Below are 21,011 nucleotides of genomic sequence, written 5' to 3'. Positions count from 1 at the left end.
GACCTTGTCGCTCAATTATCAGCAGGCTTTATGAGTCGAAGAAAACAATCGGAGGAATAAAACCATGAATGAAACAATCGAAGCAACATTACTTTTGAACCTATTCTATTTTGAGAATGGCACATATACCAAGAATGAAAATTTTATCGAAGCCAAGCGCAGAAAAGCGATTGCTCTTTTAGATGAAGATGCTGACGAGCTAAAAGACATTGACCCTGAATTAGCTCAAGAATATGCTGAGACAATCAGCTATCTTGAAACTCTTTCTGATGAAGAGTATCAAACCAAAAAAGAAGAATTGCTTCAACAAGTTGAAGTCAATTAAGGTCTGAAGGACGACTTAGGGGCTTGGGGATATTCCCCAAAACTTTGAAAGATTGACCCGCTCAAAATTGGCACTTTGCCAGTTTTGGGTTTTGGGAAAATCTTTTAAATATTGCATTTGGGTACCCAAATGCTATGCTTGCCAGTTTGAAAAGTTTAGGGGATAAGAGTGTACTTGTCAAGAAAAATGAAAGGAAAATTTCAATGACAAACGAGAAACGATATAGAGAGATTCAGCGAAAAATGAGAGTGACTCCAAGAGAAAATGACCTGATAAAAGAAAGAATGGCACTTCATGGATTTAAAAATTTTAACACTTATGCTCGTTATATGCTTTTGACTGGTGAGGTGGTAACAGTTGATTATTCTGAGTTGATAAAATTGAGAACAGAGATAAATAGAATTGGTACAAATATCAACCAACTTGTAAAATATATCAACACGAATGAAGAAGTTAGTCTTGAAAATTATCGAACTTTGCAGGAATCGTTAGCAGAGGTTAAACGCTTGGTTGATGAAAATTTTAACCGAGAAATTGCCCATATTGAAAAAGTCTTGAAGGAAAGAAAGGAGTAAATTGATTTGGTAGTAACAAAAGTCAAACAGATAAAATCGGTCAATAAATTATCTGATGGTATCAAGTATATTGAAGATGGTGCTAAAACCATTGGAGCTGAATTGCTTGATTCAGATTTAAACTTTCCTATCAAGTTTGTAAATGGTCAACCTGTCTCTCAGTTGGTTTCAGGAAATATGATAATTGATGTTGAGTCTGCTTATTCAGAAATGATGCAACTGAAGCAACTTGCCAATTTAGAAAAAGGCAGACCAATCAATAATGAGGAGTTGGTCAAAAATGACGTTTTAGCCCACCATGTTATTCAATCATTTTCCCCTGAAGATAATCTGACACCTGAACAGGTACATGAAATTGGACGAAAGACGGCACTTGAGTTGACAGGTGGAAGTCATCAATTTGTGATTGCTACTCACATGGACAAGGGGCATCTACACAATCACATTTATATCAATTCCACTAACTCAGTAACTCTTAATAAATTCAGATGGCAGAAGGGCACAAAAAAAGCCCTGGAGCAAATTTCTGATAAGTATGCTGATTTAGCAGGAGCAAAAATCCTTGAAAATAAAAATCAATTTGGTCACAAAGAATACTCAGCATATCAGAAAGAAAATGTCTTCAAATTAGAAATCAAGTCCCGTCTTGAATTTCTTTTGAAACACTCAACCAGTCTAGGGGACTTTCAAGAGAAGGCAAAGGCGCTTAATCTTGCAGTGGACTTTTCAGGCAAATATGCCAAGTATAAATTACTTGATAAAGACCAAAAGAGAAATACTCGTGACAGCACCTTGTCAAAAAAGGGACGTTACTCTTTGGAACAAATTCAAGAGCGAATAGCTAAAAATAAAATCGTGCATCCGCTACAGTCAATTAAAAGCGAGTATGACAAATTACAAGCCGAGAAAGCTGAAGATTTTGAAATCAGGGTCAAGATTGAACCGTGGCAGGTCGAGCATGAAACAGACACAGGGATTTATCTTCAAATGCAGTATGGGATAGCCAATCAAGGAACAGTTAAAATTCCAAGTCGCTTAGTTGATAAACAGGATGACGGGAGCTTTGATGTCTTTATCAAGAAATCTGATTTTTTCTATTTCATCAATCCTGACAATTCAGCAAGTAACAAATTTATGAAAGGGTCAACGCTTATCAATCAGCTTGCTTATGAGAGTGGAGAATATATCTTGACCAAGAACCCTAATATTTCCAAGTTGGATTTACTGGTCAAGGAATATAATTACCTAGTCAGTCATAATGTATCTGATTCTGACCAGTTTCATGAACTACGTGACCGCTTTATTGCTCAAATTGAAGAAACACAAGATTCATTAGATAGGCTTGATGACAAAGTGGAACGCTTGAACAAAATTGCTTCAGCGCTTGAAGATATTCATTCAGAAAGTCCGATTGATGCAAAAGTAGCTTATCAAGTTTTGGAAGAACTCAATATTTCACCTTCAGTCAATCCAAAAGAGATTGAAAAACAGGTTGTTGAGGTTTCAATCGAACGGAAAGCCCTGAAGGAAAAATTTGATAGTATTGTTAAAGACTTTACTCAATATGAAAAACTTGAGAAACACGCTCAAGCAAGAAGACAAGAAATTTCTCCACAGAAAAATGACCCTGAAGAAATAGAAAGATAGGCTAAGAAAAATCACCGCCAACGGCGATCGATTTTTCGGTGAAATAAAATTCTAAAACAAGGCAAGGAGATTATAAACTTTTAAATAAAAATTCCTACATGGGATATGTATTTTATTTTGTAAATAGAAAAATGGTCATGTCTATTAGATATGGTCATTTTCTATTTATTTTATTAAATAACGTGGACAATAGAGTATGCCTTATTGTCCTATTGTTCATTTATTGATTTACCAGGTCTGAGAAGGTGGACAATAGAGTTAGGCAAAAAAGGAGACTATAAATGACAAGAATTGGTTATGCACGTATCAGTACATCTGACCAAAACATGGCAAGGCAATTAGAACAGCTTAACCAGGTAGATAAACTTTTTCAAGAAACTATCAGTGGAGCTAATAAAAACCGCCCTCAGTTACAAGCTATGCTTGCTTATATACGTGAAGGTGATATAGTGGTTGTGACAGAATTAGAACGCCTGGGTAGGAATAACAAGGAGCTAACTGAGGTCATGAATGATATTCAAGCCAAGGGGGCAACCTTGGAAGTCTTAAATCTTCCCACTCTTCGAGGGATTGAGGATGACAACCTGAGACGGCTCTTGAACAATCTTATCCTGGAACTCTACAAGTACCAGGCACAAGCTGAAAGGGAACGCATAAAGGAACGGCAACGCCAAGGGATAGCTATTGCCAAGACTCAAGGAAAGTACAAAGGCAGAAAAGCCATTTTTTCAGAAGATGACAGCAGGCTTCTTCATGCCTTTGACCTTTACCTTGAAGGTCTATCAGATAAAGACGTTGCCAAGCTAACAGGTATCAACGAACGTACTTTTAGGCGGTATCGTGAAAAGCATAAGATAAAAAGATAAACATAATTATAATTATAAACATAATTATGTTGACAAATATAATTATAGTGGTATAATAGAAGTATAGAAAACAGGAGGGATTTCTGATGAAGATTATTACATTTTCAGCTATCAAGGGTGGGGTTGGGAAGACAACTCTTGCCTATAATTATGGTGAGTGGTTAGCTAGTAAAGGAAAGCAGGTCTTGTTTATTGACCTTGACCATCAATGCAACTTAACCCAAACTTATGATGTTTTTAATAACGAGGGAACAGTCGCTAATATTTTTAGAGGGAAAGGTGATGTTGCTCTTTTGAATGTTAAGGAGAACATTGACTTAATTCCAGGCTATCTCCGTCTTGATAGGTTAGAAAAAGAACTTGAGACCAAAGCCTATAAAGATATGTTACTCTATATGTGGTTAGAGGATAACTATGATGATAAAGGAATTGAGAAGTACGATTATGTCATCATAGATTGCCATCCTGATTTTTCAACGGCAACTCGTAACGCTATCATTGTTAGCCATGCAGTGTTAAGTCCTGTGATTCCGTCAGAGCATGGTTACCAGGCAAAATTTAACCTTCAGGAGCGACTAGAAGAATTTAAAGCTGAAGCGTTCGATTTTAAAACCCGTGAAAGCTATGTGACAGCAGAACTTTTCTTTTTAGGAAATATGATTAAGCACAATACCAAATCATCCAAAGAATTGGTAGCATCTCTTACGAATGAGGAAAATGTCCTTGCAATGATTCCTCAAAAAGAACTCTTTAATAGGTCAACGCTTGATAAAGTCTCTCTTTCAGATATGATGAAGGACAAAGACCTGACCAGGGTCAATAAGGAATTTTTCAAGGATATTGACTTTACTTTTCAGAAAATAACTGATAAAATATCATTATAAATATAGTTATAAATATATTGATAAAGGAGATACCATGGCATTTGAATCTAAGAAAAAACAAATCAGCAAATCCCTTCAGGAAACCTTGAAAGAAATTAAGACACCTTCAGCAGTTGAGACGTTTGAACGTACCAAACAATATCAGTTTACTCTTCAGCCATCAGTCCGTGAAAAAATTGACAGCCTGGCAAAAGAGAAAGGCTATCGCTCAGCATCTTCATATATTAACGACTATTTCAAAAATTTATAAACATAATTATGTTTATAATGATGATAAAGAGTGATAATTTAATCAAACTTAAAATAATATAGAATAAGGATTGCCAATACATGGAAATGTCCGTGAAAAAATGTTATCAGTTACTAAAAAGAGATGAAATTGAAGATAAGTTTAATAGACCTTTCCAGATGGAGAGGTCATTTTTTTAATACCCAAAATCCTGACTTATCGCTATAATAGGCTTTATTATTTCAAAGTGGGGTGAAGTAGATGGATGAAGCTATTCTTGACGAAAGAGAATTTTCAAAACAGTTGAACCAAAATAATCAGCGTGCATTCCTCAAGATGATTGAAGCCTATGAGAAAAAGATTGCGCCTAGCATGAGAGCGCAGGGATATAAAAGAATTAACCAAAAAGAACGTACTGTGATTTTCTCCTTTGGTGAAATGACCTTTATACGTAGCAGATGGAAGAAGGGAGATACGGTTAGAATCCCTGTTGATGAAAAGTTAGGTTTAGAACCACGTCAACGCTTCTCCCAGGAGCTTCTTTATCAGATTACTGAGCTATCAAATTATATGCCTTATCGGAAAGTAGTTGCTGTGATGGAGTTGCTGAAGAAAATCTATATCACTAAAAACACCGTTCAGCACGCCTTAGAGGTGGCAGGGCAACTGATTAACGAGAAAGAAGAATATGACTCTCTATCTGTTCAAAGTTGGACCGAGGAAGAAAAAGAGAAGGTCAAGCCCAAAATTTTGTATGTTGAAGGTGATGGGGTTTGGGTTAAACGTTCAACGGACAAGAAGAAAAAATCCCTTGAATTGACTCACTTTGTCGTCCATTCAGGAAGTAAAAAAGGCAAAAGAAATGTCCTGATGGATAAACTAGAAGTAGTATCAACACACTATCAACGTGCAAAAGATAAACTCCTAGACCTTATTTATCAGCATTATGATATTGATTCTAATACCTTGATTGTTACTAATTCAGATGGTGGTAAGGGCTATTCTCCCAAAGTATTTAAGGAGCTTGCAGATGCTTTCAATCCCAAAAAACACTTTCATTTTTGGGATGCTTTTCACGTGAATCAAGCCTTGAAAAAGAACCTGAGTCCTTTTCCTTCAGGTTTGGTCAATCAAGCCTTTAAAGCGATCAAAAACCGAGACAAGTCAGGGTTGAAGACGGTGCTTGATACCGCAGAATCATTGATTGAGTCGGATGAGAGATTAGAAGCCTTTCAACGCTTCAGCAGGCAACTGATGAAAAATTTCAGGTTTACGGACAAGCCTGAGTCTTTTGGATTGAGTTCAAATGGTATAGGTATCATGGAATCGCAACACCGAAAAATCACGTATAGGATGAAAAACAGGGGGATGTATTGGAGTAAGAAGGGGGCTAACGCCATGAGTCAGACTATTCTTTTAAGCCACACAGGAGAGTTGAGAGACCTCTTTTTCGGTGAGTGGAGAAGTCACTTTGACACAATGAAAGACCAAGAGAAAAATACTTCTGGTCTGCCTTGTCATGATGAAAATAAAAACTATACCTTGCCACAACTCAAACGGACGAACGTTAAGAAAAAATGGGGAGAACATATGATAGAGGAACGGGACTAAAAACAAAAAAACCTTGAATTGTCAAGGCTTCTTGTAAAAAAATTATAGAAATTGCTTGCATTTGAATCTAATTATGATATAATAGAGTTATAGAAAAACACGAAGAAAAGGCGCTAGGTGCGACAACACCTAAACGCCAACCGATTAAACAACTACCACTTGTTCAATCAGTAATAGTATTGTATCATCATCAAGACGATAAATCAAGACTGGGACAGGGAAAAAGTTGAAAGTTTCGGTCTTTATTTGCGTTCGATTGATGATTTTTCATTTTCTCCCAAAAACAGACACACTCAGAACAAAGTCTAAAATTTACGAAATTTAAAATTTAGGATATAATGATTAGAAAGAGAATGCCAAATTCTGCTCTTTTTTTCGATGATTGGAGGAGTCAGTTGGTATTTATGTGTCGAACACGCCCTGGAGAAGGTGTTAAAATCTGACTAAAAAGGGTGCTAAAAACAAAAATAAGGAGAAGCTGCGGTGGAGACTCCATGTCCACCATTGATTAGGCAGTTAATAAGCAAATGGCAAACAAAAACCGTTACAAATTTCATTTTGGAGAAAAAAATCTCACGCTAACAACTGATAAGGACAACTTATTCATGGAAGAGGTGGAGCGTGTTGCTTATGAAAAATATAAAATTATCAAAAAGCAGATGAAAAATGCTGATAATGAAACGATTGCTATCCTAATGGCCATCAACTCTTTGTCGACTCAGTTGGAACGTGAAATTCAAGTTGAAGATATGGAAAAAGAGTTGGAAATTTTGAGAGCTAAGCAACTCGAACAACTTAAGGTCAAGGCGACAGCTCAAAGTGATGACGATGAGGATGACGCATGATTGGACTTCTTGTCTTAGCCCTCATGGCTTGGAATTTCTATATTGGCTACCGAAGAGGTCTCTTTATGCAAGCCTATTACGTGGTTTCAGTCATTATCGCCATGTGCGTCGCGGCCTACTTTTATAAGTCTCTGGGAGAGGCTATCAATCTTTGGGTACCTTATACTAATCCAACCAAAGATGCCAGTGTAGCTTTTTTTACAGACCAGAATATCTTCTCACTTGACCGTGTCTATTATGCGGGCGTCGCCTACTTCGCCATTTATTGTGTGGCCTATTATGGTTTGCGTTTTCTTGGGATTTTCTTCCATTTTGTGAGAATTGAGCGCCTTGATCAGACACGGTTCAAAGTGATAGGCGGTGTTTTTGCTTCCTTGGTAAGTCTGGTACCTTTGACGATGTTGGGGAATATCCTTGCGACCGTTCCCATAAACAATATTCAAACGGTCTTGTCATCTAGCTGGTTTTTGCGTCTTTTAATTAATTGGAATTTTCCAGTTAGCCAGATTATCCAACACTTGTGGACAAGTGTGATATAGAAAACAGACGTCTTCCTTGCTTAAGGGAGACTTTTTTGTGTTTGGATTTGAGATATATGAAAAAGACTGGACATAGTGTCTCAGTCTCTCTTAATTAGTTTTAACCCAAGGTTGCGATGGTACATCCGGAACCACCAGCACTTTGTGGGGCATATTCAAAATTTTTAACATGGCGATGACGGCGGAGATATTTGGTTACAGCATCTCGGATGACACCGGTACCAATACCGTGGATGATTTCCACCTGACTCATGTTGTTAAGTAGAGCTTGGTCAATAAAGGCATCGAGCTCTTGCATGGCTTCTTCGTAACGTTTCCCACGAAGGTCTAGACGGGCACGAGGCCCATCAGAAGATGTCTTCTTGGCTTTTTTAACCACATTAATTTGTTTTTTCTTGGGTTGTTGTGCTTCTGCTTGGGCACGAACCAGAGTAAATTCGTCTGCCTTTAGGCTCATCTTGATGAGACCCACTTGAGCTTCCCAGTTACCATTTTTGGCTTGACTGGTGAGCGTACCACGTTGCCCATAGGCAGTAACGATGATATCATCACCGACACGAGGGGCACGCGCAGCCTTTTCTTTCTTGGCTTTACGAAGAACCTTGTTCTTAGAAAGGTCGACTTGTGCGGCAAGTTTCTTAAGTTTCCCTTTGGCGTCGATAACTTCATGAGGCTTGAGTTGACTCTTATCATGGAGATTTTTGAGAATACTATCGCTTTCAGCTAAAGCTGTATCTACCATCTCTTGAATTTCTTTTTGAGCCTTTTCGAGTTCCTTGTCGTACTCATGGGAGAATTCATTATAGAGTTTCTTGACCGCACGGTTGAATTTAAGGTTCTCTTGCTCAACGTCCTTGATGTGCTCCAGACGTTTTTGTGTTTCCACAGTTTGGGCTTCAAGTTGCTCGATGATACGGTTGACATCACTATCCGTATCAGTGAGGTTTTCTGCTTCCTTGACAATAATCTCATTCAAACCGAGGCGGCGAGCAATCTCAAAGGCGTTAGAGCGACCAGGAACCCCTTGCATAAAGCGATAGGTAGGTCTTAGAGTTGCTGTGTCAAACTCCATGCTAGCATTTTCCACATGTTGTGTCTCAATCCCATAGGCCTTAAGCTCAGGATAGTGAGTAGTAGCCATGGTCTTAATCTGGCTCAAACGGAGGTGCTCTAGGATTGCCATGGCTAGACTAGCCCCTTCCTGAGGGTCGGTACCAGCCCCAAGCTCATCGACCAAGACCAAGCTATTGCTGTCGGCAGTGTTCAAAATCTCGACAATGTGCGTCATGTGACTAGAGAAAGTTGACAAGCTCTGTTCGATAGACTGTTCGTCTCCGATATCCGCAAAAATCTCTTGGAAAATGGCTACACGACTGCCCTTATCAGCCAAAATTGGCAGACCAGATTGAGCCATTAGTTGAGCTAGTCCTAGAGTTTTAAGCATGACCGTTTTACCACCAGTATTGGGACCTGTAATGACAATGACCGTGAGATCCTCATCAAAGCGCAAATCGTTGGCTACTGGATTGATTAAAAGAGGGTGACGAACGTTAAGCAGTTGGAGTGTTTGGTTGTCACTAATCTCTGGAATAATTGCCTTTTTATCATGGAGATAGAGGTATTTTCCTCTAATGAAGTCCATATGGCCCAAAATCCAAGCGTTGTTAGCGATGGCAGCAGTATGTGGACGGAGTTGATCAGACAGTTCATGTAGGATACGTGCCATCTCATGGCGCTCGTCTGCACGTAATTGTGTAATTTTTTCGTTAAGCTGGATAACGGCTCGTGGCTCGATATACACTGTGTTCCCAGAGCTTGAGATGTCATGAACAACCCCCGCAATACGGTTACGGTAGGTATTTTTGACAGGAAGCACTGAACGGCCATTACGACTAGCAATTAAGTTCTCAGCTAACATGTGCCCAGATTTCTTGAGAATGTCTTGCAAGGTCTGGCGAATGGCATCATCACAAGCCTTAAGTTGACGACGGATATTTTGCAACTCAGGACTAGCAAAATGCTCAATAAAACCACCATCATTAATACTTTGAAGACTACCTTGTAGCCTTGGAAAGGCCTCAATCTTTTCAAAAAGACGTTTAAGAGCGATGAGTTCAACATTTTCAAGGTCAGCGTAGAAGCGGCTAAGGTCAGCTGAAGCTTGCAAGACCTTCTTGATAGCAATGAGCTCCTGGATGTTGAGGTCAGCATCCAGTTCCAAGCGACGCAAGGGCTCAGAAATATCTCTTAAGCTACCAATGGCAAAGCCATGATGCTCTACGAAAATCTCAGACATTTCTTGGATTTCTGTAAATTGGTTTTGAATTCTTTCTGGATTGGTCATAGGCACCAAGTCACGTAACTCCGCCTGAGCCTGTTCGGTCTGCAGGTATTCTGTGAACTGGTCTTTGACCTTGTTAAATTCTAATTGGTCTAAAATCTTTGTGTTCATAGCTCCTATTATAGCATATTTTACTATAGGACGTGGAGCTGGGAAATACCTGTAACAATACTGTTGACTGATTCGTTCTAAAATTTGTCGATGGACAATTTTCCTTATGGCTTATTATTTATGAATGTTTATTTTACAAAACAGTCTTCTCAAAATAAGAGATTTTCAATCAAAACCAATGCACCCATCTATGCTATAATAAACCTATGACTAATCAAAAAAAATTACTATTAATCGACGGTTCGTCCGTTGCCTTTCGTGCTTTTTTCGCACTCTATAATCAAATTGACCGTTTTCGTAACAATAACGGCCTTCATACCAATGCCATCTACGGCTTTCACCTTATGTTGGACAACCTACTTGAGCGTATTCAGCCGACCCATGTCTTAGTAGCTTTTGATGCGGGAAAAACAACTTTTCGTACAGAGATGTTTGCGGACTATAAGGCTGGTCGTGCCAAGACTCCAGAGGAATTCCGTGAACAGCTCCCTTATATCCGTGAGATGTTGGCTGCACGTGGCATTGCCTATTATGACTTGGCTCAGTACGAAGCAGATGACATTATCGGTACCTTAGCTAAGATGGCTGAAAATACTAGTGAGGCCTTTCAAATTACTGTTGTTTCTGGGGATAAAGACTTGATTCAGCTGACTGATGAAAATACAGTCGTTGAGATTTCGAAGAAAGGCGTAGCTGAGTTTGAGGCCTTCACTCCTGACTATCTCATGGAGAAAATGGGGATTACTCCAGCTCAATTCGTCGATCTTAAGGCCCTCATGGGTGACAAGTCCGACAATATTCCAGGGGTTACTAAGATAGGTGAAAAGACTGGTCTCAAGCTCCTCTTGGAACACGGTTCCCTTGAAGGCATCTATGACCACATTGATGAGATGAAAAAGTCCAAAATGAAGGAAAATCTCATCAACGACAAGGAACAAGCCTTCCTTTCTAAGACCTTGGCGACCATTGATACACAGTCACCTATTGAAATTGGCCTAGATGATACGGCCTTTAAGGGACCTAACCTTGAAAAATTGCTAGCCTTTTATGACGAGATGGGCTTTGTTCATTTCAAAAATGCTCTTCGCGGAGAGGCTGTCCCACAGGATTTTGATGTGGCCTATGTAGAGCCTAGCCAAGTGACAGCGGATCACTTTAGCTCTGAAGATTTCTTCTATTTTGAAATCCTCGGTGACAATTATCACACAGAACCTATCATCGGTTTTGCTTGGGGAAATGAAAAGCAGATTTATGCGTCTACAGATACTGACCTACTCAAATCAGAAGCATTCCAAGCAGCTCTTTCTAAGGCTGTTAATATCTACGATTTCAAGCGCAGTAAGGTCCTTTTGAGCCATCTAGGTATTGACTTGCCGACAGCTAATTTTGATGCCCGTTTGGCCAAGTATTTGCTCTCAACTGTTGAGGACAATGAATTGTCAACAATTGCTCGTCTCTACACAGATTTATCACTGGAAACAGATGAGGTAGTCTATGGTAAGGGAGCTAAGCGTGCCATTCCTGAAAAAGAGGTCTTGCTCAGCCACCTGGCAAAAAAAGTCAAGGTCCTTCAGGTTGCCAAACCGGTCATGCTAGAAAAGTTAGCTGAACATGGCCAATCAGAGCTTCTCTTTGACATGGAATTACCATTGGCAAATGTGTTAGCCAAGATGGAAATGGCTGGTATTAAGGTCGATGGACAAACCCTTAACGAGATGGCAGTGGAAAACCAAGCAGTCATCGACAAATTGACCCAAGACATCTACGAAATGGCGGGCGAAGAATTCAATATTAACTCGCCTAAACAGTTGGGTGTTATCCTCTTTGAAAAAATGGGTCTACCTTTGGAATACACTAAGAAAACCAAGACAGGTTATTCAACGGCAGTGGATGTCCTTGAACGTTTGGCACCAATTGCTCCAATAGTAGCTAAGATTTTAGAGTACCGCCAAATCACTAAGCTTCAGTCTACCTATGTCTTGGGGCTTCAGGATTATATCCTTGAGGATGGTAAGATCCATACCCGTTACATGCAAGATTTGACCCAGACAGGTCGACTCTCATCTGTGGATCCTAACTTGCAAAATATCCCCGTTCGCTTGGAGCAGGGTCGTCTCATCCGTAAGGCCTTTGTCCCATCGACTAAGGACGCAGTGCTACTAAGCTCGGATTACTCACAAATTGAGTTGCGCGTGCTTGCCCACATTTCGGGAGATGAGCATTTGATTGCAGCCTTTAAGGAGGGGGCGGATATCCATACCTCTACAGCCATGCGTGTCTTTGGTATTGAAAAGCCAGAGGATGTCACACCTAACGACCGTCGTAACGCTAAGGCTGTTAACTTCGGTATCGTTTATGGTATTTCTGACTTTGGTCTTTCTAACAACCTTGGTATTAGCCGTAAGAAGGCCAAGGAGTATATTGACACCTATTTTGAGCGTTATCCTGGTATTAAGGCTTATATGGATAATGTGGTTCGTGAAGCCAAGGATAAAGGATATGTATCAACCCTCTTCCACCGCCGTCGTGAGTTGCCAGATATCAATTCTCGTAACTTTAATGTCCGTAACTTCGCAGAGCGAACAGCCATAAACTCTCCTATCCAAGGAAGTGCTGCTGATATCCTCAAGATTGCTATGATTAACTTAGACAAGGCTCTGGTAGAAGGTGGCTATAAAACCAAGATGCTCCTCCAAGTACACGATGAAATCGTCCTTGAGGTGCCAAGCGACGAACTTTTAGCTATGAAAGCTTTGGTTAAAGAAACCATGGAATCTGCAGTAGAACTCGCTGTCCCACTCATCGCAGATGAAAATGAGGGCTGTACATGGTATGAGGCAAAGTAAAGCATGAAAGAAAATCTCCCATTTACCTATTTTCTCCTGCGTTATATGCTGGGGTTTCTAGCCGTTGTCCTGGGGTATCGTAGCAGTATTGGTGATTATCACCTACTTTATGACCAAGTAGAAATAGACAGATAAAAGCTGGACTGAGGTCCGGCTTTTTTGGTAGAACTACTTGTAATTATAAAGGATTATTGCTTAATCTATAGATAATTTAATTAATCTTCTAATTTAATCTAGTTTAGAATTGCTAAAACATAGCATTTAGTCCAATTGTATAAACGATTAGAGATATAAAAATATAGATTGATTTCTCAAAAAAATACTTAACTTATCACCTGTGTAATTGTTGATGTAATACTAAAGAGATTTAAGTGATTTAATGTTTTTATTAGGTCATTTTTTATGAAAGAATAGTTATGAAAAAGAAATTAACAGGATTTGCGCTCTTATCAAGTTTGTTCTTGCTGACAGCTTGTAAACGCAACACATACGGATGGTTCAGGATCAGGAGACGGTACTGCTAAGTCTGAGCAAGTGAGTGGCGATTCGTCCGAAACCGAGGAAGTGAGCTACGATGAGCTCTATGCTTTGGTCTTGGACCTCTATCGATCTATTGCCTTAAACCGTGATACATCAGCTGTTCCAAGCAACCTCTCAACTGAGGAAGCTTATTCAACTAATACGATTTTTGAAGCCAATAGAGTGGGTGAAAAAGTCCAATATAGCTATGTAGATATCAATAATGATGGCTCGGCTGAGGTTTTGATTGATACTCCTGACAGTGTTCATGCATTATATTATCTTAATAATGATGATGAGCTTGTATTTGCCAAAAGTGCTGGAACCTTTGCTAAGCTTGAGCACTATGAAATGCTATAAAGATGGTACCTTTAATCAGCTTCAATCGGTTGATTTCAGCATATCTGAGACGACAGATGGTGCAAGTAAGGTTAGCCTGGGAGACGTTCAGACCTTGGACTTGTTTTCCGAAGACTGGTACGACTTTGATGACTCAAGTAGCGACTGACAATACAGAAGAAAGTAGTAGCAACAGTAAGTCAAGCAAAGAGACTGGAATAGATATCGATGCTATTTAGGATGGTGATTTTAGTATTCTGGAAGGAACTTGAGAAAATGGAAGAGGAGACACTATTGTATTTAGCAAGGATAGAGTCACACAATCTGGTACAATTATTATATTGAAATTCGGAGAAGTAAAAGGCTGTATTTTGAAGGAGTATAGTTGGGCGGGGGAATCTGTAGGAAGTTCACAACTTTTTATGATTTCTTCGGGAGTTTCTATTCTAGACAATAACGAATCTGATAATAATAAAGATAGACTTTTAGGAACACAAAGTGATCTTGAGTTAGGTCAATCATCTGATTTTCATTATCGTAAAATAAGACAAAGCGGTTGGGATTTGTATTCTCAATGGCTTTGTTCCCCATAGTGACATTTATGTTATTATTTTTATGCACTTATTCTTGCAATCTATCATAAATAAAAGAGGAACCAGAAGCTGTGATAGGAGCTTAAAAAAGCAAAAGGAGAACCCATGTTTGATTTGAAAAGTTATATAATAGGGATGGTTTGTATGGGTTTGTTGACTCTTTTTGATAGGTCAATTATATCCTATCTTAAAAAATATAAGTCAAGTAAACAGAGGAAAGCTATTTACTGACTCTTATGATAGCACTATTATTTTGATTGGTTATATTAAGGGTCATAGCCGTAAGTACGATAAACTTGGCGCATAAGAAAAAGGCTAGCGCGATGCTACCCTTTTTTGCTATCTTCATAAGTTTTAATCATTTTTTTCTGTGGTGTGGCCATTGGGAACTGGTTAAAGTCCTCAGTCGTTACCCAGCATAGCTCCTTGTGGGTAGGGAGTTTGTCATCTTTAACAATACCTTCCACTATTTCGATGGTCCATTTTTGGTGGCTGAAGGTATGTTTTACGGGTGTAAAGTTATTGTCTGCCCAGACTGGTTTAAGAGCATAATTTTCCTCGAAAATAGCTTTTTGTGAAACGGTTTCGAGGGCACAATTATCCTTTTTAAAAAGACTGAGTTGTTGGCCAATAAAGTCCGTCTCTATGATAGGGAAAGTCCAGAAACCACCTAGTAGGCGCCCGTCGATATTTTTTTCTAGAAGAAATTCACCCTTCATATTTCTGATAATAAAAGCCTGAATTTGCACAGGTTTGGGCTTTTTCTTTGGCAATTTGATGGGGTATTTGTCATAGGTTCCATTGAGATAGGCTGCACAGAAAAAGCGAATAGGACTTTCGTCTGGTCTTGGATTTTTAGCCGATTCGATATCGGACCCGAGGTCCATAAGCGCCTGATTGAAGTCACCTGGACGGTCAGGATCAATCAAAATTTCCATAATAGCTTGGAAAATCTTACGATTCTTAGGGTCTCCGATGTCATAGTTAACTTCAAAGAGGCGAGCCATGACTCGCATAACATTCCCATCAACAGCAGGTTCAGGGAGATCAAAAGCGATGCTAGAAATAGCACCAGCAGTATAGGGGCCGATCCCCTTGAGTTTTGCAATATTGTCATAAGTATCTGGGAACTGACCAGCAAAGTCAGTCATGATTTGTTGTGCAGCCTTTTGCATGTTTCGGACACGTGAGTAGTAACCTAGACCCTCCCAAGCTTTGAGGAGTTTTTCTTCTGGAGCCTCAGCCAAATCCTTAACTGTTGGAAACCAGTCTAAAAAGCGCTCGTAATAGGGAATGACAGTCTGCACTTGAGTTTGTTGTAACATGATTTCACTGACCCAGATATAGTAGGGATTCTTAATTCGACGCCAAGGTAGGTCCCGTTTTTCACGATCGTACCAGTCCAGGAGGGTGCGACGAAAAGATACAATTTTCTCAGCATCCCACATAACAATGCCATATTCTTTTAAATCTAACATATATCTATTGTAGCAAAGAAATCTTTTTTCAAAAAATCTTGCATTTCCTAGAGAAAAAGATTGATAAAAGTAAGCGTTTACATTATAATAAAAATGTAAAGAAGATAAGGATTCATCAAGGAGGTAAAAGCCATGGTGAGAATCAATATTTCAAGGTATAAAAACGGAGACCAAGATATCTAAACAAAATAGTAGGCAAAACAAATAACTTTACCAATCATCTCTGAGGAGCGTGGTCACATGACAGTGGGGCGTTATAAGAATGGGGATTAATTAAGTCGCATAAAATAGCTACAAGGGAGTGATACCGCCAGAAGTTGAAAGCTAAAATCAAATCCATTAACTTACGAAAAAAGTGAAGTAAAGCTCATGAGAAATGTTAGTAGGTATAAAAATGGAGATACTTAAGCAGTTGTGTAAAATAGCTTAAGGAGTGATACCAATGCCAAACAAGTTAACTATCGACAAAAGTTTAATGCTGAAATCTTGTAACAAAGTACCGAGGTGACGATTATGTTGATGTTTGATGTAAGTCGTTATAAGAACAGCGATAAGTAATCCTCATTGAGTTGTCAGTGGGGAGATAGGTCTAAATCACAAGAATCAGGGGTTGTTGCTATGATGATGAACTTAGGACATTATAAAAATGGAGATACTTCAAGTTATTGCACAAAATAGCTTAGGGAGTGATACCAATGCCAAACAAGTTAACTATCGACAAAAGTTTAATGCTGAAATCTTGTAACAAAGTACCGAGGTGACGATTATGTTGATGTTTGATGTAAGTCGTTATAAGAACAGCGATAAGTAATCCTCATTGAGTGGTCAGTGGGGAGATAGGTCTAAATCACAAGAATCAGGGGTTGTTGCTATGATGATGAACTTAGGACGTTATAAAAATGGAGATACTTCAAGTTATTGCACAAAATAGCTTAGGGAGTGATACCAATGTAATAGAAAATTTTAAAATGGTTAAAAATCATTTATAAGTTGATGGAGGTAATTTATGATTGCTAGGTATAAAAATGGTGACACACAATAGCTCTTCCTTATGAAAATATTTTTTACAAAATTCCTAAAGGATGTTCTAATGACAATTGAAAAATCTTAAAAGCTCATTTTAGTGTGTAAGAATGAGCTTTTTGATATGTTTATTTTGGCGAAAGATTCTTAGTCCTTATTGTTTAACTGAACCTTTCGAAGCAAGGCTAGTCTTTTTTGTTCCTCTACTAGAGATAAAAAAATTTGGTATTGTTTTTGAAGATGTGGCAGGAAACTCTTGGGAATTTTGCTATCAAAACTTAAGTTGTCCAGAAAAATCGGTGCACTACTATCTCTGTAAATTTGACCCTGAAAGAAGTAGTTATTAGTCACGATGTCAACAGAAATACGTGAAGATCGCCAACGGCGTTTGCGCATGTATTTAGGTTTCCAACGGATCTTAAGCTGTTGATCTTTAATATACCAGCCCATGATGTCGATTTTGGCAGTCTGTCCAGTTTTATCATCAAAGTAGGTCACAGGTATACTCAGGACCTGATGGTTTCGTGGTGAGCTTAAAAAGGGATGGAAATCAGGGAGAAAATCGTAGTCTTTGCTAGACACCTCGGACAAGTTGTTTTCTTCTTTCACCTTGCCTCGACTGGTGTACTTGAAAAATTCAAAAACCTTACCTTGTCTTTCTAGTTTCTCCGACTCCAGTTGGTACCTTGTTACCTGGTCACCTATATTTTTTGTCGTCTTGAGGTAACGCATGGTTTCTGGGTCTTTAAAGTATAGAGCGACTAGATTTTTAAGATACTGACTGGGTGCCAGAGAGTGTAACTCCTTTGGAAAAGCAAAGATCTGGATGCTGTAGACAGACGCTAGGGGTACAGCTGCGATACCTGATAGGAGCTTGTCTTTTGTAAATAGAGAGGCGGCATCAAAGTGACTGGTGTGACCAAGATCATGTGTCATATCAACAATAAAGAGGTTGTTGTCCTGTTTGAAAGTAATGATGTAGGTATCACTCTGTCCCGGGTTTTTAAGGTAAAATTCAAGAGCAGTGATAGAAATATTATAGTAGTGGTTAAAGATCGGAAGCTCTAGTTCCTCTCCCAGTTTATTTTTACGGTAAAGCATTCTATTATTTTAGCATGAAGTTTGACCTGAGAAAAGATAACAGATAGGGCTTAGTATTTTCTGAGTGATTTTTAAGTCTCACAAAAATAGAGCAGACACATTGACTTTTTCCTTGCATTATCACTTATTCTTTGGTAAAATTATTTCTCGTGAGTGCACCTCACTTACTCGTGGCGAAAGACCATGAGTCATTAGACCAAAAGAGGAGGAAAATATCAATGGCTAAATACGAAATTCTTTATATCATTCGTCCAAACATTGAAGAAGAAGCTAAAAACGCTTTGGTAGCACGTTTCGATTCTATCTTGACTGACAACGGTGCAACTGTTGTTGAATCAAAAGATTGGGAAAAACGTCGTCTTGCATATGAAATCCAAGATTTCCGTGAAGGACTTTACCACGTCGTAAACGTTGAAGCAAACGACGCTACAGCTCTTAATGAGTTCGACCGTCTTTCAAAAATCAACGGCGATATTCTTCGTCACATGATCGTTAAACTTGACGCGTAAGAAGGTAAATTATGATTAATAATGTCGTACTCGTTGGTCGCATGACCCGTGATGCGGAGCTTCGTTACACACCAAGTAATGTTGCTGTTGCAACATTCAGCCTTGCGGTTAATCGTAACTTTAAAGGTGCTAATGGTGAACGTGAAACTGACTTTATTAACTGTGTTATCTGGCGCCAGCAGGCTGAAAATTTGGCTAACTGGGCTAAGAAAGGTGCATTGGTTGGAATTACAGGTCGTATTCAGACCCGTAACTATGAAAATCAACAAGGTCAACGTGTTTACGTAACTGAAGTTGTCGCTGATAATTTCCAAATGTTGGAAAGCCGTGCGGCACGTGAAGGTCATAGTGGTGGTTCATACAACGTTGGAGGATTTGATAACTCAAATTCATTCGGTGGTGGAGCTTCCACTGGTGGTTCGTTTGGTGAATCACAACCTGCACAATCTACACCAAACTTCGGTCGTGATGAAAGTCCATTTGGTAATTCAAATCCAATGGATATTTCAGATGACGATCTTCCATTCTAAGAATGGGCAAAACGAATTAAATATATAAAGGAGAAATAAACATGGCTCAACAACGTCGTGGCGGATTCAAACGCCGTAAAAAATTTGATTACATCGCAGCTAACAAAATCGAATATGTTGATTACAAAGATACTGAGCTTCTTAGCCGTTTCGTTTCAGAACGTGGTAAAATTCTTCCACGTCGTGTAACAGGAACTTCAGCTAAAAACCAACGTAAAGTAACAACAGCTATTAAACGCGCTCGCGTTATGGCACTTATGCCTTACGTAAACGAAGATTAAAAATAATGCCCTCATCTGAGGGTGTTTTTTCTGTCTTAATTTTGTAGATTTTTGTCATTTCTAGGGCTAAGAGTGGAGAGATTTAATCTTGTGCTTTAGGGTAAAAGAAAAATCAACTGGTCTTCTCATTTATCTTGAGGAGCTAGTTGGTTGTTCTGTGGTATAAAGAATGTATTTTCTAAGAAATCATCAAATTTCTGATCATTAACGAGGATATCAACATTGTCTTTGAAAACCTTGAAACGATTGCCTAACCAGTGTGCTTTGATATCGGCCCAATTGTTGAAACGACTCCAGCGGTAAGGAAGTGTTGGATCTTGTTTTTCAAAAATATAGATACTACCATCTTTTTCGTAAGCTATAGCTGTATGGAAGTTACTAACATCACCAGGGCTATTTTGAAAGACGGAGAGGAGTTTTACATTTTCTAGAAACTTGAGTCCAGCTTCTTTCCAAGCTTTCAGGAGGTCATCTGTAGACTGGTAGCTGATATTATCCCCAAAGAGGAGGCTGTAGAGGGCTTGATCCTTGGCGTTTAGCTCTTTGTGACGGGACTTGAGATCAAGAAATTCATTTTGAAGGGGGAGGTCCAATTTAGTAAGGCCCTCCGAACTTGTAATGAGGTCGTGAAGGATGAGGAAGGACGTCCGTCGGCAGTTCAAATCATCGGTGAAGTGAGATTTATTATCTTCGAAAGTTTTTTCGTTAAGGAAGGTGACAAATTGATTTTGATCCTTACCGATTTTGCTTGTGGTCCATTTTTTGACAACAGGTTGAAGATTTGTGTTTTCCTGATTGTAGCGGTTGATATAAGGAACTAGATTATCCCAGTCTTTTGTTGGAATACCCTTGTTTTTTAAATCTTTAGCTAGCTGCTTTACCTGAGTTGGAATTGTCACATTGTTGAAATTATAGTAAGCCTGATAGCTTTTTTGACTAGTCTTGTGGCCGCAAGCCATCAGTAATAGGCAGCAAGAGATGATAAATAAAGGAAATTTGATACGCATCTATTGGAGTTCTTTCTTTTGTCTATTAGCTTTAATATTTTAGTATAGAACAGCCAGCTATGTCAAGATTTCTGACGCAAAAAAGCACCCTTGTGGGTGCTTGAGGTATCGGTTGATTAAGATACTGGTGCGTAAGTGCTTTGAACGTTGTAATGACGTTTGAAGAAATATTTGGCAACACCAGCGATAACACCAATAATAAGGGTTACAATTGGAGAAAGCCCAGGATTGAGGTAAGTTGGAAGAAGGGCTGTAAGACTAAAGAGGGCAAACCATGCAATGAAAGAAAGTGTAATGATGGTCATGCTAAACCACCATTTAGGACGTTCTTCTTTTGGTTTGTTATTATGACGATAGATATAGTGGTAAGGGGTATACATAGCAAGGCCACCAATAAATGAGACTGAAAGAAGGGTTGTGAGGCCGTAGCTTGTTTGTGTTCCCGAGAAACCAAAGATTGCGTTCATAATAGCAACAATGGATAGAAGGAATAATGAGGTATCAAGCCACATCTTCCAAGGAGTTTTGTCTGTTTCTGGAATTTCTTTGCTAGGTTTTCCAGAAACAGCTTGTTGGTGCTTTTCAGGAGAGAAGCTAGCTGCCCAAACAGTTGGAGCACCAAGGAATCCACGGCCTGTGATTCCTTTTTTCTGATTTTTGATAAGTTCAGGAATAACATCGCTAAGGATATCTTTGATTTCTTGGTCTGACTTACCATCTTTGATAAGTTGGTTAGTTGCTATGTGAATAAATTCTTGGTTTTTCTTGGTGAGTTTTTGGATGTCCATGAGATGACCTTTCGATAATTAATA

Annotated in this window: 21 protein-coding genes; 16 read left to right on the top strand and 5 right to left on the bottom strand. The window is 39.0% G+C overall.

Features of this window, described 5'->3' with window-relative positions; translation table 11 throughout:
- Window positions 1-64 precede the first annotated feature (64 nt).
- The 9 genes from E3C75_RS00505 (at window position 65) to E3C75_RS00465 (ending at window position 7,521) form a co-directional block, all read left to right on the top strand.
- Window positions 65-325 (top strand): transcriptional regulator, encoded by a 261-nt coding sequence (locus E3C75_RS00505; RefSeq protein ID WP_111679709.1) that lies wholly within the window; start codon window positions 65-67, stop codon window positions 323-325.
- A gap of 203 nt (window positions 326-528) precedes the next feature.
- Complete coding sequence (locus E3C75_RS00500) at window positions 529-900, top strand: plasmid mobilization protein (protein ID WP_111679708.1); 372 nt, start codon at window positions 529-531, stop codon at window positions 898-900.
- Window positions 901-906: 6 nt separating this feature from the next.
- Window positions 907-2,547 (top strand): helical hairpin domain-containing protein, encoded by a 1,641-nt coding sequence (locus tag E3C75_RS00495; protein ID WP_111679707.1) that lies wholly within the window; start codon window positions 907-909, stop codon window positions 2,545-2,547.
- Between the two features lie 281 nt (window positions 2,548-2,828).
- Window positions 2,829-3,413, top strand: coding sequence for a recombinase family protein (locus E3C75_RS00490; protein WP_111679706.1), 585 nt, complete (start codon window positions 2,829-2,831; stop codon window positions 3,411-3,413).
- Window positions 3,414-3,499: 86 nt separating this feature from the next.
- Window positions 3,500-4,297 (top strand): ParA family protein, encoded by a 798-nt coding sequence (locus E3C75_RS00485; protein WP_047209923.1) that lies wholly within the window; start codon window positions 3,500-3,502, stop codon window positions 4,295-4,297.
- Window positions 4,298-4,331: 34 nt separating this feature from the next.
- Complete coding sequence (locus tag E3C75_RS00480; RefSeq protein WP_111679705.1) at window positions 4,332-4,547, top strand: hypothetical protein; 216 nt, start codon at window positions 4,332-4,334, stop codon at window positions 4,545-4,547.
- A 240-nt stretch (window positions 4,548-4,787) separates the two neighbouring features.
- Window positions 4,788-6,137, top strand: a complete 1,350-nt coding sequence (locus E3C75_RS00475; protein WP_111679704.1) for an ISLre2 family transposase — start codon at window positions 4,788-4,790, stop codon at window positions 6,135-6,137.
- Between the two features lie 527 nt (window positions 6,138-6,664).
- Complete coding sequence (locus E3C75_RS00470) at window positions 6,665-6,982, top strand: hypothetical protein (protein WP_003096030.1); 318 nt, start codon at window positions 6,665-6,667, stop codon at window positions 6,980-6,982.
- On the top strand, window positions 6,979-7,521 hold the full coding sequence (locus tag E3C75_RS00465; RefSeq protein WP_100273142.1) for a CvpA family protein: 543 nt from the start codon (window positions 6,979-6,981) through the stop codon (window positions 7,519-7,521). The genes E3C75_RS00470 and E3C75_RS00465 overlap by 4 nt, the downstream gene beginning before the upstream one ends.
- Before the next feature lie 100 nt (window positions 7,522-7,621).
- On the opposite strand, the gene E3C75_RS00460 is transcribed toward E3C75_RS00465, so the two are convergent.
- A complete protein-coding gene (locus E3C75_RS00460) occupies window positions 7,622-9,973 on the bottom strand; it encodes an endonuclease MutS2 (RefSeq protein WP_100273141.1) in 2,352 nt (783 codons plus the stop codon).
- Between the two features lie 206 nt (window positions 9,974-10,179).
- On the opposite strand from E3C75_RS00460, the gene polA reads away from it, so the two are divergent.
- The 4 genes from polA to E3C75_RS00440 all read left to right on the top strand — a co-directional run bounded on the left by polA (window position 10,180) and on the right by E3C75_RS00440 (window position 14,270).
- Window positions 10,180-12,819, top strand: coding sequence for a DNA polymerase I (polA, locus tag E3C75_RS00455; protein WP_100273140.1), 2,640 nt, complete (start codon window positions 10,180-10,182; stop codon window positions 12,817-12,819).
- 564 nt (window positions 12,820-13,383) lie between these two features.
- Window positions 13,384-13,698 (top strand): hypothetical protein, encoded by a 315-nt coding sequence (locus E3C75_RS11060; protein ID WP_014727700.1) that lies wholly within the window; start codon window positions 13,384-13,386, stop codon window positions 13,696-13,698.
- Window positions 13,685-13,846, top strand: a complete 162-nt coding sequence (locus tag E3C75_RS00445; protein WP_014727699.1) for a hypothetical protein — start codon at window positions 13,685-13,687, stop codon at window positions 13,844-13,846. The genes E3C75_RS11060 and E3C75_RS00445 overlap by 14 nt, the downstream gene beginning before the upstream one ends.
- Before the next feature lie 253 nt (window positions 13,847-14,099).
- Window positions 14,100-14,270: a hypothetical protein gene (locus E3C75_RS00440; protein WP_223899628.1), complete on the top strand. Its 171-nt coding sequence runs from the start codon at window positions 14,100-14,102 to the stop codon at window positions 14,268-14,270.
- A gap of 326 nt (window positions 14,271-14,596) precedes the next feature.
- Here the strand turns inward: E3C75_RS00440 and mutY are convergent, their stop codons facing one another.
- Entirely contained in the window at window positions 14,597-15,748 is a 1,152-nt protein-coding gene (gene mutY / locus E3C75_RS00435; RefSeq protein ID WP_100273139.1) for an A/G-specific adenine glycosylase, read from the bottom strand.
- Between the two features lie 1,170 nt (window positions 15,749-16,918).
- Window positions 16,919-17,872 carry a hypothetical protein gene (locus E3C75_RS00430; protein WP_111679703.1) on the bottom strand — a complete coding sequence of 318 codons (954 nt, stop codon included), beginning with the start codon at window positions 17,870-17,872 and terminating at the stop codon, window positions 16,919-16,921.
- A 218-nt stretch (window positions 17,873-18,090) separates the two neighbouring features.
- Here E3C75_RS00430 and rpsF point away from each other — a divergent pair, with 218 nt between their 5' ends.
- Genes rpsF through rpsR form a run of 3 tightly spaced genes read left to right on the top strand, consistent with a single transcriptional unit; the run spans window position 18,091 to window position 19,192 of the window.
- Complete coding sequence (rpsF, locus tag E3C75_RS00425; RefSeq protein WP_002951906.1) at window positions 18,091-18,381, top strand: 30S ribosomal protein S6; 291 nt, start codon at window positions 18,091-18,093, stop codon at window positions 18,379-18,381.
- Window positions 18,382-18,392: 11 nt separating this feature from the next.
- On the top strand, window positions 18,393-18,911 hold the full coding sequence (locus E3C75_RS00420) for a single-stranded DNA-binding protein (RefSeq protein ID WP_002951905.1): 519 nt from the start codon (window positions 18,393-18,395) through the stop codon (window positions 18,909-18,911).
- A 41-nt stretch (window positions 18,912-18,952) separates the two neighbouring features.
- Complete coding sequence (gene rpsR / locus E3C75_RS00415) at window positions 18,953-19,192, top strand: 30S ribosomal protein S18 (RefSeq protein WP_002945024.1); 240 nt, start codon at window positions 18,953-18,955, stop codon at window positions 19,190-19,192.
- Window positions 19,193-19,317: 125 nt separating this feature from the next.
- On the opposite strand, the gene E3C75_RS00410 is transcribed toward rpsR, so the two are convergent.
- Together E3C75_RS00410 and E3C75_RS00405 are read right to left on the bottom strand one after the other, a co-directional pair.
- Window positions 19,318-20,199 carry a DUF4300 family protein gene (locus E3C75_RS00410; protein ID WP_111679702.1) on the bottom strand — a complete coding sequence of 294 codons (882 nt, stop codon included), beginning with the start codon at window positions 20,197-20,199 and terminating at the stop codon, window positions 19,318-19,320.
- A gap of 116 nt (window positions 20,200-20,315) precedes the next feature.
- On the bottom strand, window positions 20,316-20,987 hold the full coding sequence (locus E3C75_RS00405) for a DUF1129 domain-containing protein (RefSeq protein ID WP_011227551.1): 672 nt from the start codon (window positions 20,985-20,987) through the stop codon (window positions 20,316-20,318).
- Window positions 20,988-21,011 lie beyond the last annotated feature (24 nt).

This window comes from Streptococcus thermophilus (assembly GCF_010120595.1).
GTDB lineage: Bacteria > Bacillota > Bacilli > Lactobacillales > Streptococcaceae > Streptococcus > Streptococcus thermophilus.
This window is presented reverse-complemented; position numbering and strand designations above follow the sequence as displayed.

What these genes read in the sequence shown, in the direction of transcription:
- E3C75_RS00505 (WP_111679709.1), top strand. Translation starts at nt 65, where the DNA reads ATGAATGAAACAATCGAAGCAACATTACTTTTGAACCTATTCTATTTT.
- E3C75_RS00500 (WP_111679708.1), top strand. Translation starts at nt 529, where the DNA reads ATGACAAACGAGAAACGATATAGAGAGATTCAGCGAAAAATGAGAGTG.
- E3C75_RS00490 (WP_111679706.1), top strand. Translation starts at nt 2,829, where the DNA reads ATGACAAGAATTGGTTATGCACGTATCAGTACATCTGACCAAAACATG.
- E3C75_RS00485 (WP_047209923.1), top strand. Translation starts at nt 3,500, where the DNA reads ATGAAGATTATTACATTTTCAGCTATCAAGGGTGGGGTTGGGAAGACA.
- E3C75_RS00480 (WP_111679705.1), top strand. Translation starts at nt 4,332, where the DNA reads ATGGCATTTGAATCTAAGAAAAAACAAATCAGCAAATCCCTTCAGGAA.
- E3C75_RS00475 (WP_111679704.1), top strand. Translation starts at nt 4,788, where the DNA reads ATGGATGAAGCTATTCTTGACGAAAGAGAATTTTCAAAACAGTTGAAC.
- E3C75_RS00470 (WP_003096030.1), top strand. Translation starts at nt 6,665, where the DNA reads ATGGCAAACAAAAACCGTTACAAATTTCATTTTGGAGAAAAAAATCTC.
- E3C75_RS00465 (WP_100273142.1), top strand. Translation starts at nt 6,979, where the DNA reads ATGATTGGACTTCTTGTCTTAGCCCTCATGGCTTGGAATTTCTATATT.
- E3C75_RS00460 (WP_100273141.1), bottom strand. Translation starts at nt 9,973, where the DNA reads ATGAACACAAAGATTTTAGACCAATTAGAATTTAACAAGGTCAAAGAC.
- polA (WP_100273140.1), top strand. Translation starts at nt 10,180, where the DNA reads ATGACTAATCAAAAAAAATTACTATTAATCGACGGTTCGTCCGTTGCC.
- E3C75_RS00445 (WP_014727699.1), top strand. Translation starts at nt 13,685, where the DNA reads ATGAAATGCTATAAAGATGGTACCTTTAATCAGCTTCAATCGGTTGAT.
- E3C75_RS00440 (WP_223899628.1), top strand. Translation starts at nt 14,100, where the DNA reads ATGATTTCTTCGGGAGTTTCTATTCTAGACAATAACGAATCTGATAAT.
- mutY (WP_100273139.1), bottom strand. Translation starts at nt 15,748, where the DNA reads ATGTTAGATTTAAAAGAATATGGCATTGTTATGTGGGATGCTGAGAAA.
- E3C75_RS00430 (WP_111679703.1), bottom strand. Translation starts at nt 17,872, where the DNA reads ATGCTTTACCGTAAAAATAAACTGGGAGAGGAACTAGAGCTTCCGATC.
- rpsF (WP_002951906.1), top strand. Translation starts at nt 18,091, where the DNA reads ATGGCTAAATACGAAATTCTTTATATCATTCGTCCAAACATTGAAGAA.
- E3C75_RS00420 (WP_002951905.1), top strand. Translation starts at nt 18,393, where the DNA reads ATGATTAATAATGTCGTACTCGTTGGTCGCATGACCCGTGATGCGGAG.
- rpsR (WP_002945024.1), top strand. Translation starts at nt 18,953, where the DNA reads ATGGCTCAACAACGTCGTGGCGGATTCAAACGCCGTAAAAAATTTGAT.
- E3C75_RS00410 (WP_111679702.1), bottom strand. Translation starts at nt 20,199, where the DNA reads ATGCGTATCAAATTTCCTTTATTTATCATCTCTTGCTGCCTATTACTG.
- E3C75_RS00405 (WP_011227551.1), bottom strand. Translation starts at nt 20,987, where the DNA reads ATGGACATCCAAAAACTCACCAAGAAAAACCAAGAATTTATTCACATA.